This is a genomic window from Phaeobacter sp. LSS9 (genome assembly GCF_003443595.1).
In the GTDB taxonomy this organism is placed as follows: Bacteria; Pseudomonadota; Alphaproteobacteria; order Rhodobacterales; family Rhodobacteraceae; genus Phaeobacter; species Phaeobacter piscinae.
The window spans coordinates 2969240-2987665 of sequence record NZ_CP031956.1 but is presented as its reverse complement, the minus strand read 5'-3'; the positions used below and the strand labels follow the sequence as shown (position 1 = coordinate 2987665).

Below are 18426 nucleotides of genomic sequence, written 5' to 3'. Positions count from 1 at the left end.
GAACTAATTTCCATCCTTGTCGGTGCGGAACCAGGTTTCGGGGTCCACCGGACTGTTGTCCATTCTCACTTCTATATAGAGCGTTTCTGTGCGGTCAGTTCCAGCCCCTTCACCGCTTAGTGACAAAATGGCGCCGATTTCCGGGTTTTTACCCCCCATCAGGCCAACCGGGGTTCCTGCGGGGATGACCTCCCCCATGGTTCCGTAAACTTCGGCCAGTCCCGAAAGCACAAAAAGCGTCTCGGGCTGCGGTTCGAGGATGACCACATTGCCAAGATCCAGCAGCGGCCCCTGATAGCGGATCGTGGCGGCGGTGGGCGACACCACCAGCGCGCGCGGACGTGCCGCGATCAGCCAGCCGGGACGGGCGATGCCTGCGGCGTCTTTTTCACCATAGCCGCGCAGGACCAGCCCTTCGACGGGGATTGGCAGCTCGCCCCGCAGAGCACTGACATCGGCCTCAGTTGTTGCGATCTCCCCTTCGGCGATTTCAGCCAGGCCACTGGCAAAGCCGCTGAGCGTCTCTGTCGAGGATATCAAGATTGCAGTGCGTACCGGATCCTGAGTAAAGCGACGCGGAAGGTCGGTGCGGTCGGCGATAGCGGCAGACAGTTGCACACGGGCCTCTTGTACACCGTTCAGACCCTCCTGCAGAGTGTTGGCGGCGCTTTGTTGCAGCAGCCGCAGCGTCTGGACCTCCTCCAGATCACGGCGCAGCGCGGTTGCCCGCGCCTGCAAGGCCGGTGTCACCTCGGCCAATGTCATGGCAGAGCGCGCGGCCCCAAGCGGCCCCGAGGGGTGCAGCATCAGCACCGGTGGTGGTGCGGTCTCAATGGTCTGCAAAACCCCGAGCAAATCCGCCACGTCATCTTCGCGCGCTTTCAGTTGAGCCGCCAGTTGCCCCTCGCGCTGCGCGACACGGCGCAGGCCATCGCGCATGGCCGCCAGCCCGGCCTCATAGGCGCGGACGGTTTCGGTCAATGCAGCGACGCGGTCCCGTGCAGTTTCCGCCTGCTGAAGCGCAAGCGTCGCCGCCTCCAGCTGGTTGGCCGCCCGCTGCGCAGCGGTCGCGGGATCCTCTGCCGCCTTTGCGCCCCATGCCGATGCAGACAGAGCCAGCGCAAGGGCGCAGATCTGAAAGCCACGCCTGACAGCAACCGGCCCCAAGATGCCAAATGCTGAGCTCATGCCAGCAGGCTCTCTCCGGTCATTTCATCCGGTTTCGGGAGGTTCATCAGCTGCAAAAGCGTTGGCGCCAGATCTGCGAGACGGCCATCACGCAGCTCCGCCCCAGCCGGTCCACCGACCAGCGCGACGGGTACCAGATTGGTGGTATGGGCGGTGTGCGGACCGCCTGTGTCAGGATCGACCATCACTTCACAATTGCCATGATCAGCTGTGACCAGCATCACGCCACCTGCGGCCTTCAACGCGGCGACGACCTTGGCCAGCCCCTGATCGACCGCTTCGCAGGCCTTGATCGCAGCACTTAGATCACCGGTATGACCAACCATATCCGGGTTCGCATAATTGGTGACGATCAGGTCATAGCCCGCCTCAATCGCCTCGACAAACCGCTCGGTTACCTCAGGCGCTGACATTTCCGGTTGCAGATCATAGGTCGCAACCTTGGGCGATTTCGGCATGGCGCGGTCTTCGCCCTCCTCCGGGTCTTCTTTGCCACCGTTGAGGAAGAAGGTCACATGCGGATACTTCTCCGTCTCGGCGAGGCGGAACTGGCGCTTGCCCTGTTTCGCCACCCAGGCACCCAAAGTGTTTATGATCGCGCGTTTGGGAAACACGGTTTGCATGTATTCGTTATGGCCTGCGGAATATTCCACCATGCCCAGCAATGCAGCCAGCTCCGGGCGTGCCCCGGTCTCGAAGGCATCAAAACCCGGCTCCCCCATAGCGCGCAGGATCTCGCGGGCGCGGTCGGCGCGGAAATTCAGGCAGAAAATGCCATCCCCGGCCTTCACGCCGCCATACCCATCAATCACCGTGGCCTTAACAAACTCATCCAGCTCATCGCGGGCGTAGCTGGCCTTGATCGCGTCCGCGGCGGTCTCCGCCTCATATTGCCCGCGGCCATGGATCATGGCGTCATAGGCCTGACTGACACGTTCCCAGCGATTGTCGCGATCCATCGCATAGTAGCGCCCGGTGACGGTGGCGATACGCGCGCCCTCCGCGAGATCGCCTTGCAGGGCGGTGACGAAGTCCAGAGCAGATTTCGGGGCGACATCGCGCCCATCGGTCATCACATGCAGCCAGACAGGCACACCCGCATCGCGGATCGCCTTCACCGCCGCAAGGATATGGGTGACATGGCCATGGACGCCGCCATCCGAAACCAACCCCATGAGATGTGCCGCACCGCCGGTTTCCTTCAGCCGGGCGATGAAGCCCTGCAGCGGCTCATTGTCGAAAAACGACCCATCCTCGATTGCGAGATCAATCTGGCCCAGATCCATTGCCACCACCCGGCCGGCGCCGATATTGGTGTGGCCCACCTCTGAGTTCCCCATTTGCCCGCTTGGCAGGCCGACATCCGGACCATGGGTGATCAACCGCGCCATTGGGCAGCTCTTGGCAATTTCGTCGAGCGTTGGTGTCTGAGCCAGATAGGGTGCATTGGCGGCTCCTGGATCGGCATTGCCCCAACCATCAAGGATACACAGAACAACTGGTTTGGGCGTCGACATGGTTTCAGGCTCCGGCTCTGAGTGGCGTTACTGCCTTCTACAGATTTGCCGGGGATTGGGAAACCGCCGATCGGTCTGGAGGGGCTACCTGCGTGCCCCTCCGTTCTTGGGGCGAGGTTCTCAGACCGGCTGCGCCGCCGATGTGCGATACTGGCGCTCAATGTCCAAGAGCCGCTGTTTGCGCCACAGCCCCCCACCGTATCCGGTCAGCGACCCATCCGCACCAATCACCCGGTGGCAGGGCACCACCAAAGCGATCTGATTGGCGCCATTGGCGCGGGCAACAGCACGGGTGGCATCAGGGCGGCCTATGGTGCGCGCAATCTCCGAATAGCTGCGGGTGATGCCCGGTGGGATCTGTCGCAGCGCGTCCCAGACCTGCTGCATAAAAGCTGTGCCATGATAGGCCAAAGGGGTCTCAAACCGCGCCGAACGCCCCGCAAAAAACGCATCCAGTTCCGCCCGGATCTGCTCGCTCGGCGGTGTGGGGCCTATGCCGAGGTCGCCTTTCACCGCGCGTTGCAATTTGTCCAATTCGCCCTTGAGCGCCTTGCGCTCCACGAATTCCAGCAAATGCAGTTCTGTCTTGCTGGCAACGGCAATCATGTCGCCAAGCGGTGTCGCAATCCAATCCGCCAGCAACAGGCCTTCGCCGGTCAGGCTGCCAGGCGCGCGACCCAACAGGCGGGCAAATGCGGCGCGAAACGCGCTGGGGGAGTCAAATTGCGCATCCAGCTGCGCCTCGATCACCTTGCCGCCGTCCGACAACACGGTGAAACCTTCGCGCAGCCGGCGCTGTCGGGCCATCTCCAGAAAGGTCATGCCGAACTGCCGCTTGAAACTGCGCCGCACCGTGGAGAGATCAAAGCCCATGCGGGTGATGTCCCCCTCCCCCCAGCGGTAGTCCGGGCGTTGGTCCAAGGCCGCCAAAAGGGTGGCCACTGCGGGATCCGCCTCTGCCATCGGGCGCAGGGGGTGGCACCGTTTGCAGGCGCGAAACCCCGCTTCGATACATTCGCCTACGCTGCCGAAAAACTGGCAGTTCTCGCGTTTGGGTTTGCGTGCCGGGCAGGTCAGGCGACAGAAGATGCCGGTCGTGGCGACGCAGACATAAGCCTGCCCGTCATACCGGTCATCGCGATTGAGCAGCGCCTGATACAGCGCCTCATGGTCAGGAAGATCAAACAACATATGCCTTGTCTAGCATATGGCCCTGAGCCTGCCGCCGATAATCAGGCGTGGATTATGCGGCGGCAGGTTTTTTGGTTTGGCAGCCTCTGGCATGCGCCCGTATCAGTCCAGCGCGACGCGACACCAGACCGCATCGTGATCGGACAGCGGACGGCCATTTTCATCAACTGAAGACACCAGACGGTTTTCCGTTGAGCGCATGCCACGGGTACAGAACCAATCCAGTTTCATCTGCCTGTCCGGATGCGGCGTGATAAGGCTTGGCCGGGTGGTGACACCATCCGGGGTCGCCGACCAGTCATAGCCATGCGCGCGCGCCAGATCGAACAGCGTCTCACGTTGCCAATCGAAATCAGGCGGCAAATGGTTGCCAGTGTTGAGATCCCCGCCGATCAGTACCGGCATATCCGGCGCAAACGCCTCAATTGCATGCAGCAGACGGTCGAATTGCGCATGGCGATGGTCGGCGTCAGCATTGCTTTCCAGATGGGTGGAGACAACGCAAATCGGCCCCGCCTCAGTCGGCAGGACCGCCGCTATAGCCATCCGCCCGCCAAGACGCGGCTGTTCCGGATCGGCGGGCACCTCATCAGAGGAAAACCAGTGGCCGTGGTCATCGAGCCGGATCAGGGTGACACGCTCTGGCGGAACGGCCGAGAGGATGGCGTTCCCGTGCCAGCCAAACAGGTTGGAATCATCCGTGCAGAATGCCTGCTCGGTCGGGCCACCCAGATCCAGTTCATGGAACTCAACGCCAAAGACGTAAGCCATGTCCAATGCTTTCGCCATGGCCTCGGTGGTGTGGCGCTGACCGGTGCGGGCCATGCCGTGATCCACCTCCGACAGCAAAACGACCTGCGGGGCGAGAGGTTGAATATGGCGGGCCGTATCCTCCGGGAACAGGCAGCGCTCGACATTCCAGGCAACAACGGAAACCGAGGCGGTCAAGACTTCCAGAGAGGCCTGACCGCCGGATTGCAAGGCCGACATTGCCGACACCTCAGCCATCAGCGCCCGATGCGCCACCGCATTGCGCGGCGCCGCCTTGATCCGCGCCTGCAGATCGGATGAAACCGACGGCAGACTGTCCAGAACCCGTGTCATCGTCGCTGGCCGCTTTCCGCATCAAACAGGCAGATCGCAGCTGGATCGACAGAGATCTGATGGGTGCCGGGATCAACCGGGATGTCCTTCAGTACGTGAATGGTGAAGGGTTGCCCCCCCAGTTTGCCATGCAACAGACGATGGGCGCCGAGTTCTTCGATCAGCTCCACGTTGATGGCAAGGCCACCTTCGGCGACCAGCTGCACGTCCTCCGGCCGGATACCCAGCTTGACCGCGCCCTGGGCCGAGGTGTCCAGCGCGCCCATGGAGACATCATCCGGCAATGTCATCTGGCCGTTGGCGATGGTGGCGTCGATCAGATTCATCGGCGGGGCGCCCATAAACGACGCGACAAAGACAGACGCCGGGTTGTGGTAGATCTCAGACGGGGTGCCGATCTGTTCGATACGGCCACCGTTCAGCACGATGATGCGATCCGCCATGGTCATCGCTTCGACCTGATCGTGGGTCACGTAGATAGAGGTCACGCCCAACCGGCGCTGCAATGCCTTGATCTCAATCCGCATCTGGTTGCGCAGCTTGGCATCGAGGTTCGACAGAGGTTCGTCGAACAGGAACAATGCCGGGTCACGCACGATGGCACGGCCCATGGCAACCCGCTGGCGCTGTCCACCGGACAACTGAGACGGTTTGCGGTCCAAATACTCTTCGAGGTTCAGCATCTTGGCGGCCTCGGCCACCTTGCGCTCAATCTCATCCGCAGGGGTTTTGCGGTTTTTCAGACCGTAGGCGATGTTCTTGCGCACGGTCATATGCGGGTAAAGCGCGTAGTTCTGGAACACCATCGCGATATCGCGATCTGCGGGATCCACGTTGTTCACCACCCGGTCGCCGATCTCCAGCGAACCTTCGGTGATATCCTCCAGACCGGCGATCATGCGCAGCAGGGTGGATTTACCACAGCCCGACGGGCCGACCAGGACGACGAACTCGCCGTCCTCGATCTTGAAGCTGGAGGAGGTGACGGCCTCAACCCCGTTGGGGTAGACCTTGCGTACAGAATTCAGGGTAACCTGAGCCATTGTGTGAAGTCCTTACTTATCGGATTCCGTCAGGCCCTTGACGAACCAGCTTTGGAAGAAAATGACGACTGCCACCGGGGGCAGGATGGCAATCACTGCCAGAAGATTTGCGCGACCGAATTCCGGCACATTGGTGCCTTCCAAGGTCTGAGTGATCTGTTTGATCCCCCGCACCAGCGTATACATGTCCTCTTCGGTCGTGATCATCGTGGGCCAGAGATACTGGTTCCAGCCAAAGACAAACATGATGATGAACATCGCTGCGATCATGGTTTTGGACAGCGGCACGAGAATATCGATGAAGAACTTCACCGGCCCTGCCCCGTCGATGCGGGCAGCCTCAACAAGTTCTTCGGGGATCGACCGGAAATACTGCCGGAAGAAGAATGTCGCCGTGGCCGATGCGATCAGCGGAATGATCAGCCCCTGATAGGTGTTCAGCATACCCAGCTGCTGCACCACCTCATAAGAAGGCAGAATACGCACCTCCAGCGGCAGAAGCAGCGTGGTGAAGATCACCCAGAAGGCCAGCGAGGCGAACCGCAGGCGGAAGTAAACGATGGCATAGGCCGCCATCATCGCGATTACGATCTTGCCAAGCGCAAAGCCGATGCCCAGCACGAAGGAGTTGAACAGCATCCGGGTCCCGGTATTCGCTCCGGAGAACCCAGACGCCTCAAACATCGCCTTCTCGAAATTCTCATCGAACTGATCGCCGATTTTCAGCTGCGGGCCGTATTTGATAATGTCCACATCCGGCACCGTGGTGGTCAACACCACCATGATCAGCGGCACCAACATGAACAGCGAGCCGAGGATCAGCACAGTGTGGTCGCCAATAGCCCCCCAGTTGATGGAGCGGCGTGGCGTTTGGACGGGTGTTTGGTCAGCCATGTCAGCCCCCTCAGGTATAGTGGATGCGGCGGTCGATCAGCCGGAACTGGAAGATCGTAAGCGCCAGGACAAGGACCATCAGAATAACCGACTGCGCCGACGAACCACCCAGATCGTTGCCACGGAAACCATCCACGTAGACCTTGTAAACCAGGGTCATCGGGTTGTTCCCCGGTTCACCTTTCACAAGGGTATCGACGATGCCGAAGGTGTCGAACAGCGCATAGGTGATATTGATGATCAGCAGGAAGAAACCGGTCGGCGCCAGCAGCGGAAAGGTGACATCCCAGAACCGGCCTGTGGCTGAGCGATTGTCGATCAGCGCCGCTTCGCGCACGGAACGCGGGATCGACTGAAGCCCGGACAGGAAGAAGATGAAGTTGACCGGAATCTGTTTCCAGACCGACACCAGAACCATGGCGGCAGCAGTGTCATTAAAATTCACACCCAGCACAAAGTCCCAGCCAAAGACGCCAGCAAGGCGCGTCAGCGGCCCCCAGCTCTGGTCGAACATGATCAGGCCGATAAAGCCTGCAACCGGCGGCGCCACCGCGTAGACCCACATCAGAAGCGTCCGGTAGGTGCGGGCACCGCGCAGAACATTGTCCGCCTTCACCGCCAACAGCAGTGCAATCGCCAGCGAGAAGAAGGTTACCAGCACTGTAAAGACGAGAGTGAAGATCGCGACGCGGCGATATTCGGGATTGCCCAGAAGATCGGTATAGTTATCCAGCCCCACGAAGGTTGAGCCAAACCCAAACGGATCCTGAAGGTAGAAGGACGACTGGATTGCATGCCAGGCGGGCCAATAGAAGAAAATAGCGATAATGACGAGCTGCGGCATAAGCAGCAGGATCGGCATCCACTTGGTCGAGAATCCGGCGCGTTTCACGGTGTGCCTCTTCGTTGGAATGCGTGACGGCCGCAGGGGCTGCGGCCGTCACAAGTAAGGGGAAGCCCCGCGATTAGCCTTGGGTTTTGGCGAAACGGGCCAGCAGGTTGTTGGCTTCGGCTTCGATGGCGTTGAACGCGTCTTCAACCGATGTCTCACCAGTCAGGATGCGGCCGTATTCACGGTTCATCACGTCGCGGATCTGCACGTAGAAGCCCATGCGATAGCCTTTGGTGTTGTCACCACCGGGCAGCGACAGCTGCTGAATACCAACCTCGGCAGCAGGCGCACGGTCATAATGGCCGTCCGCTTTTGCCATTTCATAGGCGGCTTCTGTGATCGGCACATATCCGGTCTCTTTGTGCCAGAAATACTGCACCTCAGAAGAGGTCAGGAAGTCGAAGAACGCAGCAGTTGCCTTGTTTTCTTCGGCATCATGACCAGCCATCGCAAACAGGGACGCGCCGCCGATAAACGTCTGCGTCGGCTCTTTGGTCACACCTTCCCAGTAGGGCAGCATGGTTGCGGAGAAATCAAACGGCAGGTCTTTTTTGCTCAGACCACCAAAGGAGCCGGAAGAACCCAGCCACATGGCAACCTTGCCTTCTTCAAACGGCGTCTGGTTGTCGCCCCAGCCTGTGCCGAACCATTCGAAATGGCCCTTTTCCTGCCAGTCGGTCACAGCGGTGAAATGCGCCTTGATCGCGTCATTGTTCACCAGAATCTGCGTGTCGACGCTGTCGTAACCATTGTTGTTGGTTGCAAACGGCAGGTTATGGCGGGAATGGAAGTTCTCGGTGAAGATCCAGGGCAAGTGCGATTGCGAAAGGGCGGTATACCCAGCCTCTTTCAGCGCGGGCGCGGTCACGGTCTGGAATTCTTCCCAGGTTTTGGGTGCGGTAACCCCCGCTTTTTCCAGCGCCTGGATGTTATAGTACATGATGGGCGTAGAGGAGTTGAACGGCATGCCGATCATCTTGCCATCGCTGTCGGCGTAGAAATAGCGCACACCAGCGATATAGTCATTGATGTCGAAATCAACGCCATTGTCGGCCAAGAGATCCTGCACCGGAATGGTCGCGCCCTTCGCGCCAATCACGGTAGCCGCCCCGGCGTCAAACACCTGCATCACATTGGGTTGCTCACCCGCGCGGAAGGCGGCGATGCCGGCGGTCAGGGTCTCTTCATAGGTGCCCTTGAAAACCGGGGTGATCTTATACTCATCTTGGCTCGCGTTGAAGTCGGATGCGATCTGGTTGACGGTATCACCCAGCGCACCACCCATGGCGTGCCACCAGGTGATTTCAGTTTCGGCATATGCAGCATTGGCGGCGAATGCCAGCGTGGCAGCGGTTGTGAACGCAATACGTTTCATCTTCTGTCTCCGGTCCTCCGTCGCCCCTATAAGAGCGAGCGGTTCCAATTGAACCACGGCGACCGGTTCAGCCCGCCGCGGTATTATGAATTGGCCTCCCCTTAGGCCAGTGAGCTCTGCTGCAGCAGCGCTTTAAGCGCTTTTGTCTCAGGAACGAGTCCGTTGCACCAGACCTGCACACGTGTTCATATAGGGGCGGTATGTAACGGTTGTGTCAAGGGTTTCGGTGTTTAACGAAAAAAACATCCCGCCCGAAAGGGACGACAGATGAAACGACAAGGCCCAGCAGCTGGTAGGCGGATTTCGCGCGTGACCGCAGCGGATGTCGCTGAAATTGCAGGTGTTTCGCGTTCGGCAGTGTCGCGGGCCTTCACCGAGGGCGCCTATCTTGATCAGGAAAAGCGCGAACGCATCCTGTTGGCTGCTCATGAGCTGGGCTATCAGCCAAACGCACTGGCGGCCACGTTGCAGGGCGCCCGCTCAAATTTGGTTGCAGTCTTTGCGGGTGAGATGCGGAATGAATACGACAAGGAGGCCACCTCGGCCCTGATTGCAGGCCTAAACGCTGCGGGTAAATGGCCTGTGGTGATCGCCGGTAGTGGCGACCATGCCCGCGATGCCGTTACTCAGGTGCTGCGATATCCGCTGGACGCGATGATTCTGCGCAGCGGCAGCCTCGCCACCGAGATTGTCGATCTTTGCAGCAAACTGCATATCCCCGTCATTGCCTCTGGCCGTATTATCGACGCTGAGCGGGTCGATAACATATGCCTTCGCAATCATCAGGCCGCCCTGCTGGCAGCAGATTTGTTTGCGCAACGAGGGCGGCAGCACGTCGCATTGGTGGGCGGGCCCGACGACTTCGGCGCGACCTCTGAGCGTCGGAATGGGCTGCTCGACGGCCTGGCGAAGCATCGGCTCACCCTTGCTGGAGAAATCAAAGGAAACTACACGACCGAGAGCGGATATTTCGCCACCCAAAGACTGTTGGAACAGGCCAACTTCGATGGGATATTCTGTGCCAATGATGCCATGGCCATCGGCGCACTCGGGGCTCTGAAGGATGCCGGACGTGCCGTATCACAGGATATCTCGGTCATCGGTTTTGACGATATCGAAATGGCCCGCTGGCCAACCATCCGGCTGACCACATTGCGAAACCCTATTGGTGACATGGTCGCAGCGGTATTGTGCTGCCTGGATCGGCGCCTCGACCACCCTCAGGCGCAGGAAGAGACCGTGCTGCTGGATGCGGAACTCATCCTGCGTGACACGCACTGACCTCCACATCCTGTTCTTACAACAAGTCCAATATCTTACCCCGTCTAAGACAGGCCCCTCTGACTTCGCTCCCAGACGATGAAAATCGGCTGGTCCGCCCCATAGGCTCAGGCACAGGTCGGCAGCGCGGATCAACACGCGATTTGGATCGCATCTGCCTAGCAATATGAGGAAGAACACTCACCAAGCAGTCAGAACCACGGTTTACGTGACCACCGCGTCAACGCCCTGAACAGCTCGAGCGTACGTCCGGGCGTAGATCGTCTAATTTATCAGATGTTCAGAGAAAAATGGCTGGGGTGGTAGGATTCGAACCTACGATCTTCAGTACCAAAAACTGTTGCCTTACCACTTGGCCACACCCCATCGGTGAGCGGCTGTCTAAAGGCAGATATCGGGAGGCGCAAGGGGGTTTCTGGAAAAAAATGCAGTTTTCGCGCTTCCCTTTGATCGCGTGGATTGGCCTTGGAAATCACCACCTGCGATCTTTGGTTTTTCGTGGCTCACCCAGTCTTTACAAGGATCGCACCTGCGCGTTTTCCGGCCTCCACGGCCTGATGCGCCTGAGCTGTATCCGCCAGATCGAAAACCGCAGAGATAGGAGGCTGAAGCGCGCCCTGCGCCGCGGCGGCATTGATACGTTCGATGGCATTGCGCCGGGCCTTTGCGGGCAGCAGATAGACCAGCGCCATCTCCAGCGTTACGGCTTTGAACATCAACGGGTAGAACGGCAGGCTTGGGGTCATGACCCGTGCCGATCCATATGCGGTGATGCGTCCGTTGGGGGCGATGACAGCGGTGTCGACCGCACAATTGGCACCAAATTCAACCTCAACAATGTGATCCACGGGACGGCCTCCGTTTGCGGCCAGGATCTGGTCAGCCAGATCATCCTCAGCGTAACTCAGCACTGCCTCAGCTCCGGCACGCTGAACCCGTTCAAAATCCGCGGTCGAGCAGGTGGCAACCACCCGCGCGCCGCCCCATTTGGCCAGTTGCACCGCCAGCAGACCAACCGTCCCGGCGCCGCCTTGGATCAGCACCGTTTTGCCACCGACATCGCCGCCAGAAAACACTGTATGGGCCGCTGTAAGTCCAGGAATACCCAAGACTGCACCCTGTTGCAGGGTCAGCCCTGCGGGCAGAGGAACAGCCTGATTCGCGGATAGGGTGATCGAGCTGGCTGCGGTGCCATTTGAACGTTGCCACTGACCATTCCAGATCCAGACCTGCTCTCCGATCCGGGCCGGATCAACCCCCTCGCCCACCTCGGCGACCACGCCAGATCCGTCGCTATGCGGAACAATCACAGGATAGGGCAGTTCAGAGACGCCAGCACGGGCACCGGCCCTTGCCTTCACATCCGATGGGTGACGCCGGAATAGGCCAGTTCAACGCGCAGTTCGCCCCGCGCAGGCGCGATATCGGGCAGGTCCTCCAATTGCAGCACAGTTTCCGCCGGTCCAAATGCCCGATATGTGATCGCTTTCATGATGTGGCCCCTCTCACCCTATGCGACCGAGCGCCTGCGTCGGCAAGACCCGGCACCAGTCACCCCCGCAAAAGAACGAAGACGCGGCAGGCTTGCAAGCCCCCGCGTCTGCGTTGTTTTCGCCCGGTTTAAAGATCACCCGGCTGTCATCCTGTTCAGGCAGGAACGCCTGCAGATCTCAGCGCCTTGCTCCAGTCCTTGCCAAATGGGGCATTGGGGGCAGCATGGTCTTTCTCATAACGGGCGATATTGAACCCCGGCTGGACATCCAGCAAGGATTTCACCACATCCCGTGCCTTGGCCGTCTGACCCATGGACTGCAGGGCGATGGCCTTCGTCCGCAACGTTGCCGGGAACGTCGGGTTGGCCTGCAACGACCGATCCGCAAGGCTGACCGCGCGGTCATAGTTCTGCGCCCCAAGGTTGGCCGTAGCCGAAAGCGAATCGAAGTAATATCGCTGCGGCCCAAGCGGTGACAGGCGACGTGCGGCATCCGTCAGGCGCACGGCATCTTCCGGCTGATTCTGATAGGCAAGCGTTGTCCCCTTGAGCAGCAAGGCCAGGGCCTCGTTCGGGTTGTCCTTCAACGCAAGATCATAGGAATCCTGCGCCAGATCGAAGCGGAACATCAGGTGGCTCGCGATCAATCCGCGCACGGTCAACGCCAGCGAAAAGGATGGATCTTGCGCCAGTGCCGCCGCAATCAGCTGATTGGCCAGATGCGCATCCAATTGCCGGTCGGTCGAGAACCCCTTCTGCACACGCATCACGTGCCACATGGCCATCCACGTCAGAGCAACCGGATGCTGCACCTCACGCTCCAGCAATACAGCAAGAATTTCCTGCGCCTGATTGAACTGCGGCAGCTGCATGTCCTGCATCAGTGCAATCGCCGCCATCAGCAGCGTGTGGCTGTCATGTTTGGACAAGGGGCGAAAGCCAACCAGCCGCACCGACTCCCCCACAACCGTCCATCCGATCTGCGCAGTCACATCCCGCAATGCTGCGCTGCATCCACTGGTCAGTGATGCGAGGGACTCGGTGAAATCTCGGGACCAGATGACTCGCTCACGCTCGGCGTCATGCAAATCGACCTGAAGCCGATACGTCTGCCCGGTAACATTCACCGTTCCCGAAACCAGATAGTTGGCGCCCGCCATCGAGTAGACTTCGCTTGGCCGAATTTGGTGCGGATCAAACTGCCGCGAGGCCAAATATGACGTCACACAAAAGGCATGGCTGCGCGACAGATGGCGCACCAATTCCTCCGAGAGCAAGGCGCCAAGTGGTGATTTCGCATCTCCCGGCGCACGATGCACAAATGGCAGAACCGCAATTGGTGGCAGCAGGCTGTCAAGCACCGCGCGGCTGTAGTCCCGCAGCATTCCGGTCGCAGCCCGGTTCCGGGCATCGGCTCGCGTCAGCTCATTGCGCTGCTGTTCCAGCCAGACCGCGAACGTCGTTTCATGTGGAAGCTCGAACCCCTCCATGAAATCGCCTTTTCCCGGATCTGCATCCACCTCTATTTGGGACAGATCCAGTACCACACGCTCCCGATTGGCAGACAGCAAACGCGCGCAATCCGCTCCAAGATGTCGCCGAAGGGTCGACAGCGCTGTCCTCAGGCTGGCCTTGGCCTGTTCTGGCTGCGCCAAACTCCACAGTGTACGCTCAAGAAAGGCCCGCGTTCGGACCCCGCCCTCTGCGGTAGACAAAAGTGCCAATAATGCTTGGTGCTTTGAGCCGAGGAGAACACTCTCTCCATCGGGCAGAAAAACTCCAAACGCGCCAAACTGGCGAATTCTAAGTTTATTTTCCATATCCCAACCCATTATCTCTAGCAATTCAACCGAGACCTAAACCCCCTTATCCCGACCAAATTGATTACCCACAAATTAACCATCTCACAGGAATCAATAAAAGTCACCATAAATAATACAACCTAAAGGGTTTCAAAGTGTTTGAATAACGAACTTTTGTAGCAACGCCAACCTACCCGGATATTGGTTGGCAAGCACCCATGCCAGAGCACTCCATCTATGTGCGACGTAGATCGGGACGGAGGGGTGGAATCGAAATCCAGGCGCCATGTTCGTCTCAGCAACCGATGCAAACCAACAACGGGCAACAGGCAGAAAGAGCTTACAGTTCAAGGAACAGGTCATATCTGACCCGCCCCCATTTCATGTAGCTTCAACAAATCAGCATTTGCACGCAAAGGTTGTTTTTGAATTAAGCGCCCGGCACAAATCGATACCCATCGCCGGAGGCCTCGACATACCCAACGCCATTCTCTGGCAGATGATAGCCCACAACCAACAGCTGTTCAGCGGCCAATTGCTGTAGCAGCTGCTGCCGCACCTGCGCTGCGGCAACGGGATCCTGATCCGACGCAAGCTCCCAGCCCGGTTCAGAAAAACTGACATGGGCGTTGGTAACCGCATCCCCCAAGACCATAACTCTGTCGGAACCACGGGCGACCTCAAACGACATATGGCCGGGCGAATGGCCAAAAGTGGCCCGCGCAGCAACGCCAGGAAGGATCTCGGCACCATCGTCAAACAGGGTGATCCCCTCTGCCAATACCTCCATCCGGCGACGCGCACCGACGGCCATGGATGCCCTTTCCTCGCCAATCGTCTCGACCGTCGCCGGATCAAACCAATAGTTCCATTCCTGACGTCCCATCAAATGCTTTGCGTTGCCAAAAAGCGGATCATCAAAATCGTCCAGAACTCCCCAGAGGTGATCCGGGTGACAATGGGTAAAGACAACATGGGTAATATCCTCAGGGCTAATGCCAACCGCAGCCAGAGCATCCGGCAATTGCCCTGTCCCATGCTGAAAGGCTGGCCCGGCCCCCGCATCGAAAAGAACAATGCGATCCGCGTCACGCAGAAGCGTGATATTGATCGGCGGCGTCAGCGGATCGTCAGGCGTCATCCCATGCTCTGCCAGAACCGGGGCAAGCATGGCGGGATCCAGATCACCGTATAGGAACGACGGTGGCAGACGCATCTGACCATCGGACAGGCTGAGAATCTCCGCACCACCAAGCGAGACTCTGGTCTCAGACCAAACGCGACTCGCTGGCAACAAAGCCATGCCCCCGCCCAGCCCCTGCACAAAACGCCGTCTTGTCACTGTCATGATCTGCCTCCCTCGACACGCTCTCATGATATTCAAATATGTGCATGAAATGAAGCCCGGTCAGACCTGATATCTCGGATTGTTTTCGCGGAACAAAAAAGAGCCTGCAGATTACGGTCTGCAGGCTCTTTGGTTTTCATTGCGAGAATACGGCTTACTTCCGGCTCAACTCTTTCCAGACGCCGTTTTCGACAACCGAAATAACAATGACATCGGCACCGCGATGATCATCAGGACCATAGGTGATTTGTGTGTCAGTCAGCGCATCAAAGAAATCGAGGCTTTCCATCCCCTTGATGAAGCTCTCATGCGTCAGCTCGGGGCCCGCCGCCTCCAGCGCGTTCACCACGGTATTGGCAGCGCTATATCCAAGCATGGCAAAGCCACCGGCGGGCTGGCCGAACTTGGCCTCATAGTCCGCCATAAACTTGGCGGGCACTTCATCTTCGGCCCGGGCGATCAGATCGGCCCAGCCTGCCGCCGCATATAACCCGTCTGTCACGCCGCCTGGTACGGCGGCCACCACCTCAAGAAATCCGGCAGAGGTGTTGAGGAATTTCACATCTGTCCAGCCCAGTTTCTTGGCAGTGCCAACCACGGTGATCCCCTGCCGCACGCCAAGCGCCATGGTGACGACATCGCACCCTTCCGCCTTCAGCTTGGTGAGGGAGCCAACAAAATCCAGCTCATCCGGTTTATGCGTCGTCTCAGCAGCGAAGCGCAGGCCCAGGTCGGCAGCGATATCCGCACTGCCCTCCTTGATCTCCTTGCCAAAGTCGGACGGGATATACATGGAGCAGACTTCCTTGGCATCGAACTCCTCTGCCAGATATCTCACCCCGGCCTGCACCTGATCATAGTAGCTGGAAAAGCCGATGAATTTATTGTCCACTGGGTCCTGCAGCATCTGTCGCGCAGCGGTCAGCGGGCTGATGTTGGGAATGCCCTTCGGGTCGAGCAGTTTAAAACCGGCGATATTCATCGGTGTGCCAAGCGACAACAGCATCGCAAACACCTGATCGCGGTTCAGAAGCTTATTGTAGCCCTGCATCGCCCTCGGGATCTGGTAGCCATTGTCTTCCACCACGAAACGGATCTGACGGCCATGGACCCCGCCATTTGCATTGGCTTCCTCGAAACGCAGATTGGCGCCATTTACCGCAGGCACGCCCACCGCGGCAAAGATCCCGCTTAGGTCATTGACTGACCCCAGCACGATTTCGCTGTCGCTGACGCCCTGAGTGTCCGCCATCGCCTGCGGCGCAAGCCCCGCTGCCAGAGCTACCCCGACAAGCTTCGCTGTCCATGTCTTCATCTGCGCTTACTCCCTTGTGTCCCCCGGCGCGGATGCGCCCGTTATGTCAGTACATCTGGTCAATCAGGTTCTTGTGCTTTTTCTCCACCAGCCCGCGTTTCAGCTTCATCGTTGCGGTCAGCTCGTCATCCTCAGCTGTCAGCAGGACATTGATCAGGCGAAAATCCTTGATCTGTTCGACGCGCGCAAAATCCCTGTTCACCGCATCGACCTCGCCCCGGATCAGGTCAACCACCTGTTCCGCCGCACAGAGCGAGGCAAAATCACTAAACGGGATTTTTCGATCCTGGGCAAATTTCTCGACGTTCTCCTGATCAATCATAATCAGGCAGGTCAGGAATTTACGCCGATCACCAATCACCACTGCATCGGAAATATAGTGGCTGAATTTCAACCGGCTCTCGATTTCCGCCGGGGTGATATTCTTCCCACCAGCGGTGATGATAATGTCCTTGATCCGCCCGGTGATGGTTAAGAAACCTGCATCATCCAGCTGTCCGACGTCGCCTGTGCGCAACCAGCCGTCCTCGGTATAGGTTTCAGCGGTTTTTTCAGGCTTGTTCCAGTAGCCTTGGAAATTGTTCAGCCCCCAAAGCTGAATTTCGCCATCCGGCGCGATGCGGATCTCGACGCCCGGCACGGCCTGACCAACGGTGCCCGGACGATGCGACAAAACCCGATTGGCTGCGGTCAGCCCCGCGTTTTCGGTCATCCCGTAACCTTCGATCAGAGGCACCCCGATCGACCAGTACCAGCGCAGCAACTCAGGTGAGATCGGTGCCGCCCCCGTACCGCCCCGGCGCAACCGGTCCAGCCCCAGCATTCGCCGCAGATTCCGCAGGACCAGCAGATCCCAGATACGGTAGCGCAGCGCGATGCCGCTCGGGACAGGTTTCGCGGCCAGCACATAGTTGGCCCGCGCCGCGCCCGCCGCCACAGCCCGGTTAAAGGCCCAGCGACCCAGCCAGGTCGCCTCCTGCGCCAGCACCAGAACGCGGGAATAGACTTTCTCCCAGACACGCGGCACCGCAAAGAAGGTTGCAGGCGAGACCTCCTGAATATTGTCAAAGACCGTCTCCGGGCTTTCGGCGAAATTGACCGTACTGCCCGCCGCCATCGGCAGATAGACCGAGACGTTGCGCTCAAGAATATGGCACAGCGGCAGGAAACACAGCTGTTCATCCGTGGCATAACACTCCAGCGACCGCGCGCCCGACTCCATCGTGGCCAGAATATTCTCATGGCTCAGCATGGCGCCCTTAGGCAGACCCGTGGTGCCGGAGGTATAGATCAGCAGCGCAGTGTCATCCGGTCGAGATCGCGCCACCGCATCCTCAAACCCGGTTGGATTGGCGATTTTATAGGCTGCCCCCTGATCATAGAGCTGATCGAGAAACAGACATTTTTCATGCCGGAGATCATGCAGCCCGTCGCGGTCCAGAATGATCACCCAGCGCAGGTGCGGAACCTCCGCCTCAATCTCCAGAAACTTGTCCAGCTGTTCGTCATTCTCCACCACCAGAAACCGGCTGCCGCTGTCATTGACCAGATAGGCCAGTTGCTGGGCTGAATCCGTGGTGTAGACCCCCGAGGCAATTGCCCCGGCGCCCTGAATACCCATATCGAGGTAGAGCCATTCCTTGCGATCTTCGCTGAGGATTGAGACAACTTCGCCGCGCTCCAACCCAAGCGCCATCAGGCCGAGGCCGATCTTCTCAGCGTGGTCCCAATAGTCCTGCCAGGAATAGGCCTTCCAGATGCCCATGTCCTTCTCTCGGTGCGCGGTGCGGGGACCAAGCGTGCGGCAGCGCAGTGCAAAGAGCTTCGCCACTGTATCGCAGCGATCCACCATGACCGGCCGTTGTCCGGGCGTCGCGTTGTAGCTGGCACCGTTCAGCACGACCTGAGGCAACGGGGCCGTTGCCCCATCCTGCTCTGCTCTGCGATCTGCCGCCACCACTGTCTGTGTCACCGTTATCCCCAT

The 18426-nt window shown here is 59.1% G+C and carries 13 protein-coding genes, 1 tRNA gene and 1 pseudogene; 1 reads left to right on the top strand and 14 read right to left on the bottom strand.

Features of this window, described 5'->3' with window-relative positions; translation table 11 throughout:
• Positions 1-3: 3 nt before the first annotated feature.
• The 8 genes from D1820_RS14235 to D1820_RS14200 form a co-directional block, all read right to left on the bottom strand.
• Positions 4-1188, bottom strand: coding sequence for a murein hydrolase activator EnvC (locus D1820_RS14235; protein WP_118069502.1), 1185 nt, complete (start codon positions 1186-1188; stop codon positions 4-6).
• Positions 1185-2705, bottom strand: coding sequence for a 2,3-bisphosphoglycerate-independent phosphoglycerate mutase (gpmI, locus tag D1820_RS14230; RefSeq protein WP_118069501.1), 1521 nt, complete (start codon positions 2703-2705; stop codon positions 1185-1187). Before gpmI ends, D1820_RS14235 begins: the two co-directional genes overlap by 4 nt.
• A 120-nt stretch (positions 2706-2825) precedes the next feature.
• Complete coding sequence (locus tag D1820_RS14225) at positions 2826-3896, bottom strand: bifunctional transcriptional activator/DNA repair enzyme AdaA (RefSeq protein WP_040171403.1); 1071 nt, start codon at positions 3894-3896, stop codon at positions 2826-2828.
• A gap of 102 nt (positions 3897-3998) precedes the next feature.
• Positions 3999-5000 carry an endonuclease/exonuclease/phosphatase family protein gene (locus tag D1820_RS14220; RefSeq protein ID WP_118069500.1) on the bottom strand — a complete coding sequence of 334 codons (1002 nt, stop codon included), beginning with the start codon at positions 4998-5000 and terminating at the stop codon, positions 3999-4001.
• Positions 4997-6043, bottom strand: a complete 1047-nt coding sequence (locus D1820_RS14215) for an ABC transporter ATP-binding protein (protein ID WP_118069499.1) — start codon at positions 6041-6043, stop codon at positions 4997-4999. The genes D1820_RS14220 and D1820_RS14215 overlap by 4 nt, the downstream gene beginning before the upstream one ends.
• Before the next feature lie 12 nt (positions 6044-6055).
• A complete protein-coding gene (locus D1820_RS14210) occupies positions 6056-6937 on the bottom strand; it encodes an ABC transporter permease subunit (RefSeq protein ID WP_040171410.1) in 882 nt (293 codons plus the stop codon).
• Between the two features lie 10 nt (positions 6938-6947).
• Positions 6948-7829 (bottom strand): ABC transporter permease subunit, encoded by an 882-nt coding sequence (locus D1820_RS14205; protein WP_118069498.1) that lies wholly within the window; start codon positions 7827-7829, stop codon positions 6948-6950.
• Between the two features lie 73 nt (positions 7830-7902).
• On the bottom strand, positions 7903-9204 hold the full coding sequence (locus D1820_RS14200) for an extracellular solute-binding protein (RefSeq protein ID WP_024098572.1): 1302 nt from the start codon (positions 9202-9204) through the stop codon (positions 7903-7905).
• Positions 9205-9471: 267 nt separating this feature from the next.
• On the opposite strand from D1820_RS14200, the gene D1820_RS14195 reads away from it, so the two are divergent.
• Complete coding sequence (locus D1820_RS14195; protein WP_118069497.1) at positions 9472-10485, top strand: LacI family DNA-binding transcriptional regulator; 1014 nt, start codon at positions 9472-9474, stop codon at positions 10483-10485.
• A 291-nt stretch (positions 10486-10776) separates the two neighbouring features.
• On the opposite strand, the gene D1820_RS14190 is transcribed toward D1820_RS14195, so the two are convergent.
• From D1820_RS14190 to D1820_RS14165, 6 genes and pseudogenes are all read right to left on the bottom strand, one after another.
• Positions 10777-10851: transfer RNA gene (locus D1820_RS14190), tRNA-Gln, on the bottom strand.
• A 137-nt stretch (positions 10852-10988) separates the two neighbouring features.
• Positions 10989-11977, bottom strand: a pseudogene (locus tag D1820_RS14185) (NADPH:quinone reductase).
• A gap of 155 nt (positions 11978-12132) precedes the next feature.
• The gene (locus D1820_RS14180) at positions 12133-13797 is read right to left on the bottom strand and encodes a tetratricopeptide repeat protein (protein ID WP_096870433.1); all 1665 of its coding nucleotides are present in this window, start codon (positions 13795-13797) and stop codon (positions 12133-12135) included.
• A gap of 412 nt (positions 13798-14209) precedes the next feature.
• Positions 14210-15127: an MBL fold metallo-hydrolase gene (locus D1820_RS14175; RefSeq protein ID WP_118069496.1), complete on the bottom strand. Its 918-nt coding sequence runs from the start codon at positions 15125-15127 to the stop codon at positions 14210-14212.
• 154 nt (positions 15128-15281) lie between these two features.
• Entirely contained in the window at positions 15282-16442 is a 1161-nt protein-coding gene (locus tag D1820_RS14170; RefSeq protein ID WP_118069495.1) for an ABC transporter substrate-binding protein, read from the bottom strand.
• Positions 16443-16488: 46 nt separating this feature from the next.
• The gene (locus tag D1820_RS14165) at positions 16489-18426 is read right to left on the bottom strand and encodes a long-chain fatty acid--CoA ligase (RefSeq protein ID WP_118069494.1); all 1938 of its coding nucleotides are present in this window, start codon (positions 18424-18426) and stop codon (positions 16489-16491) included.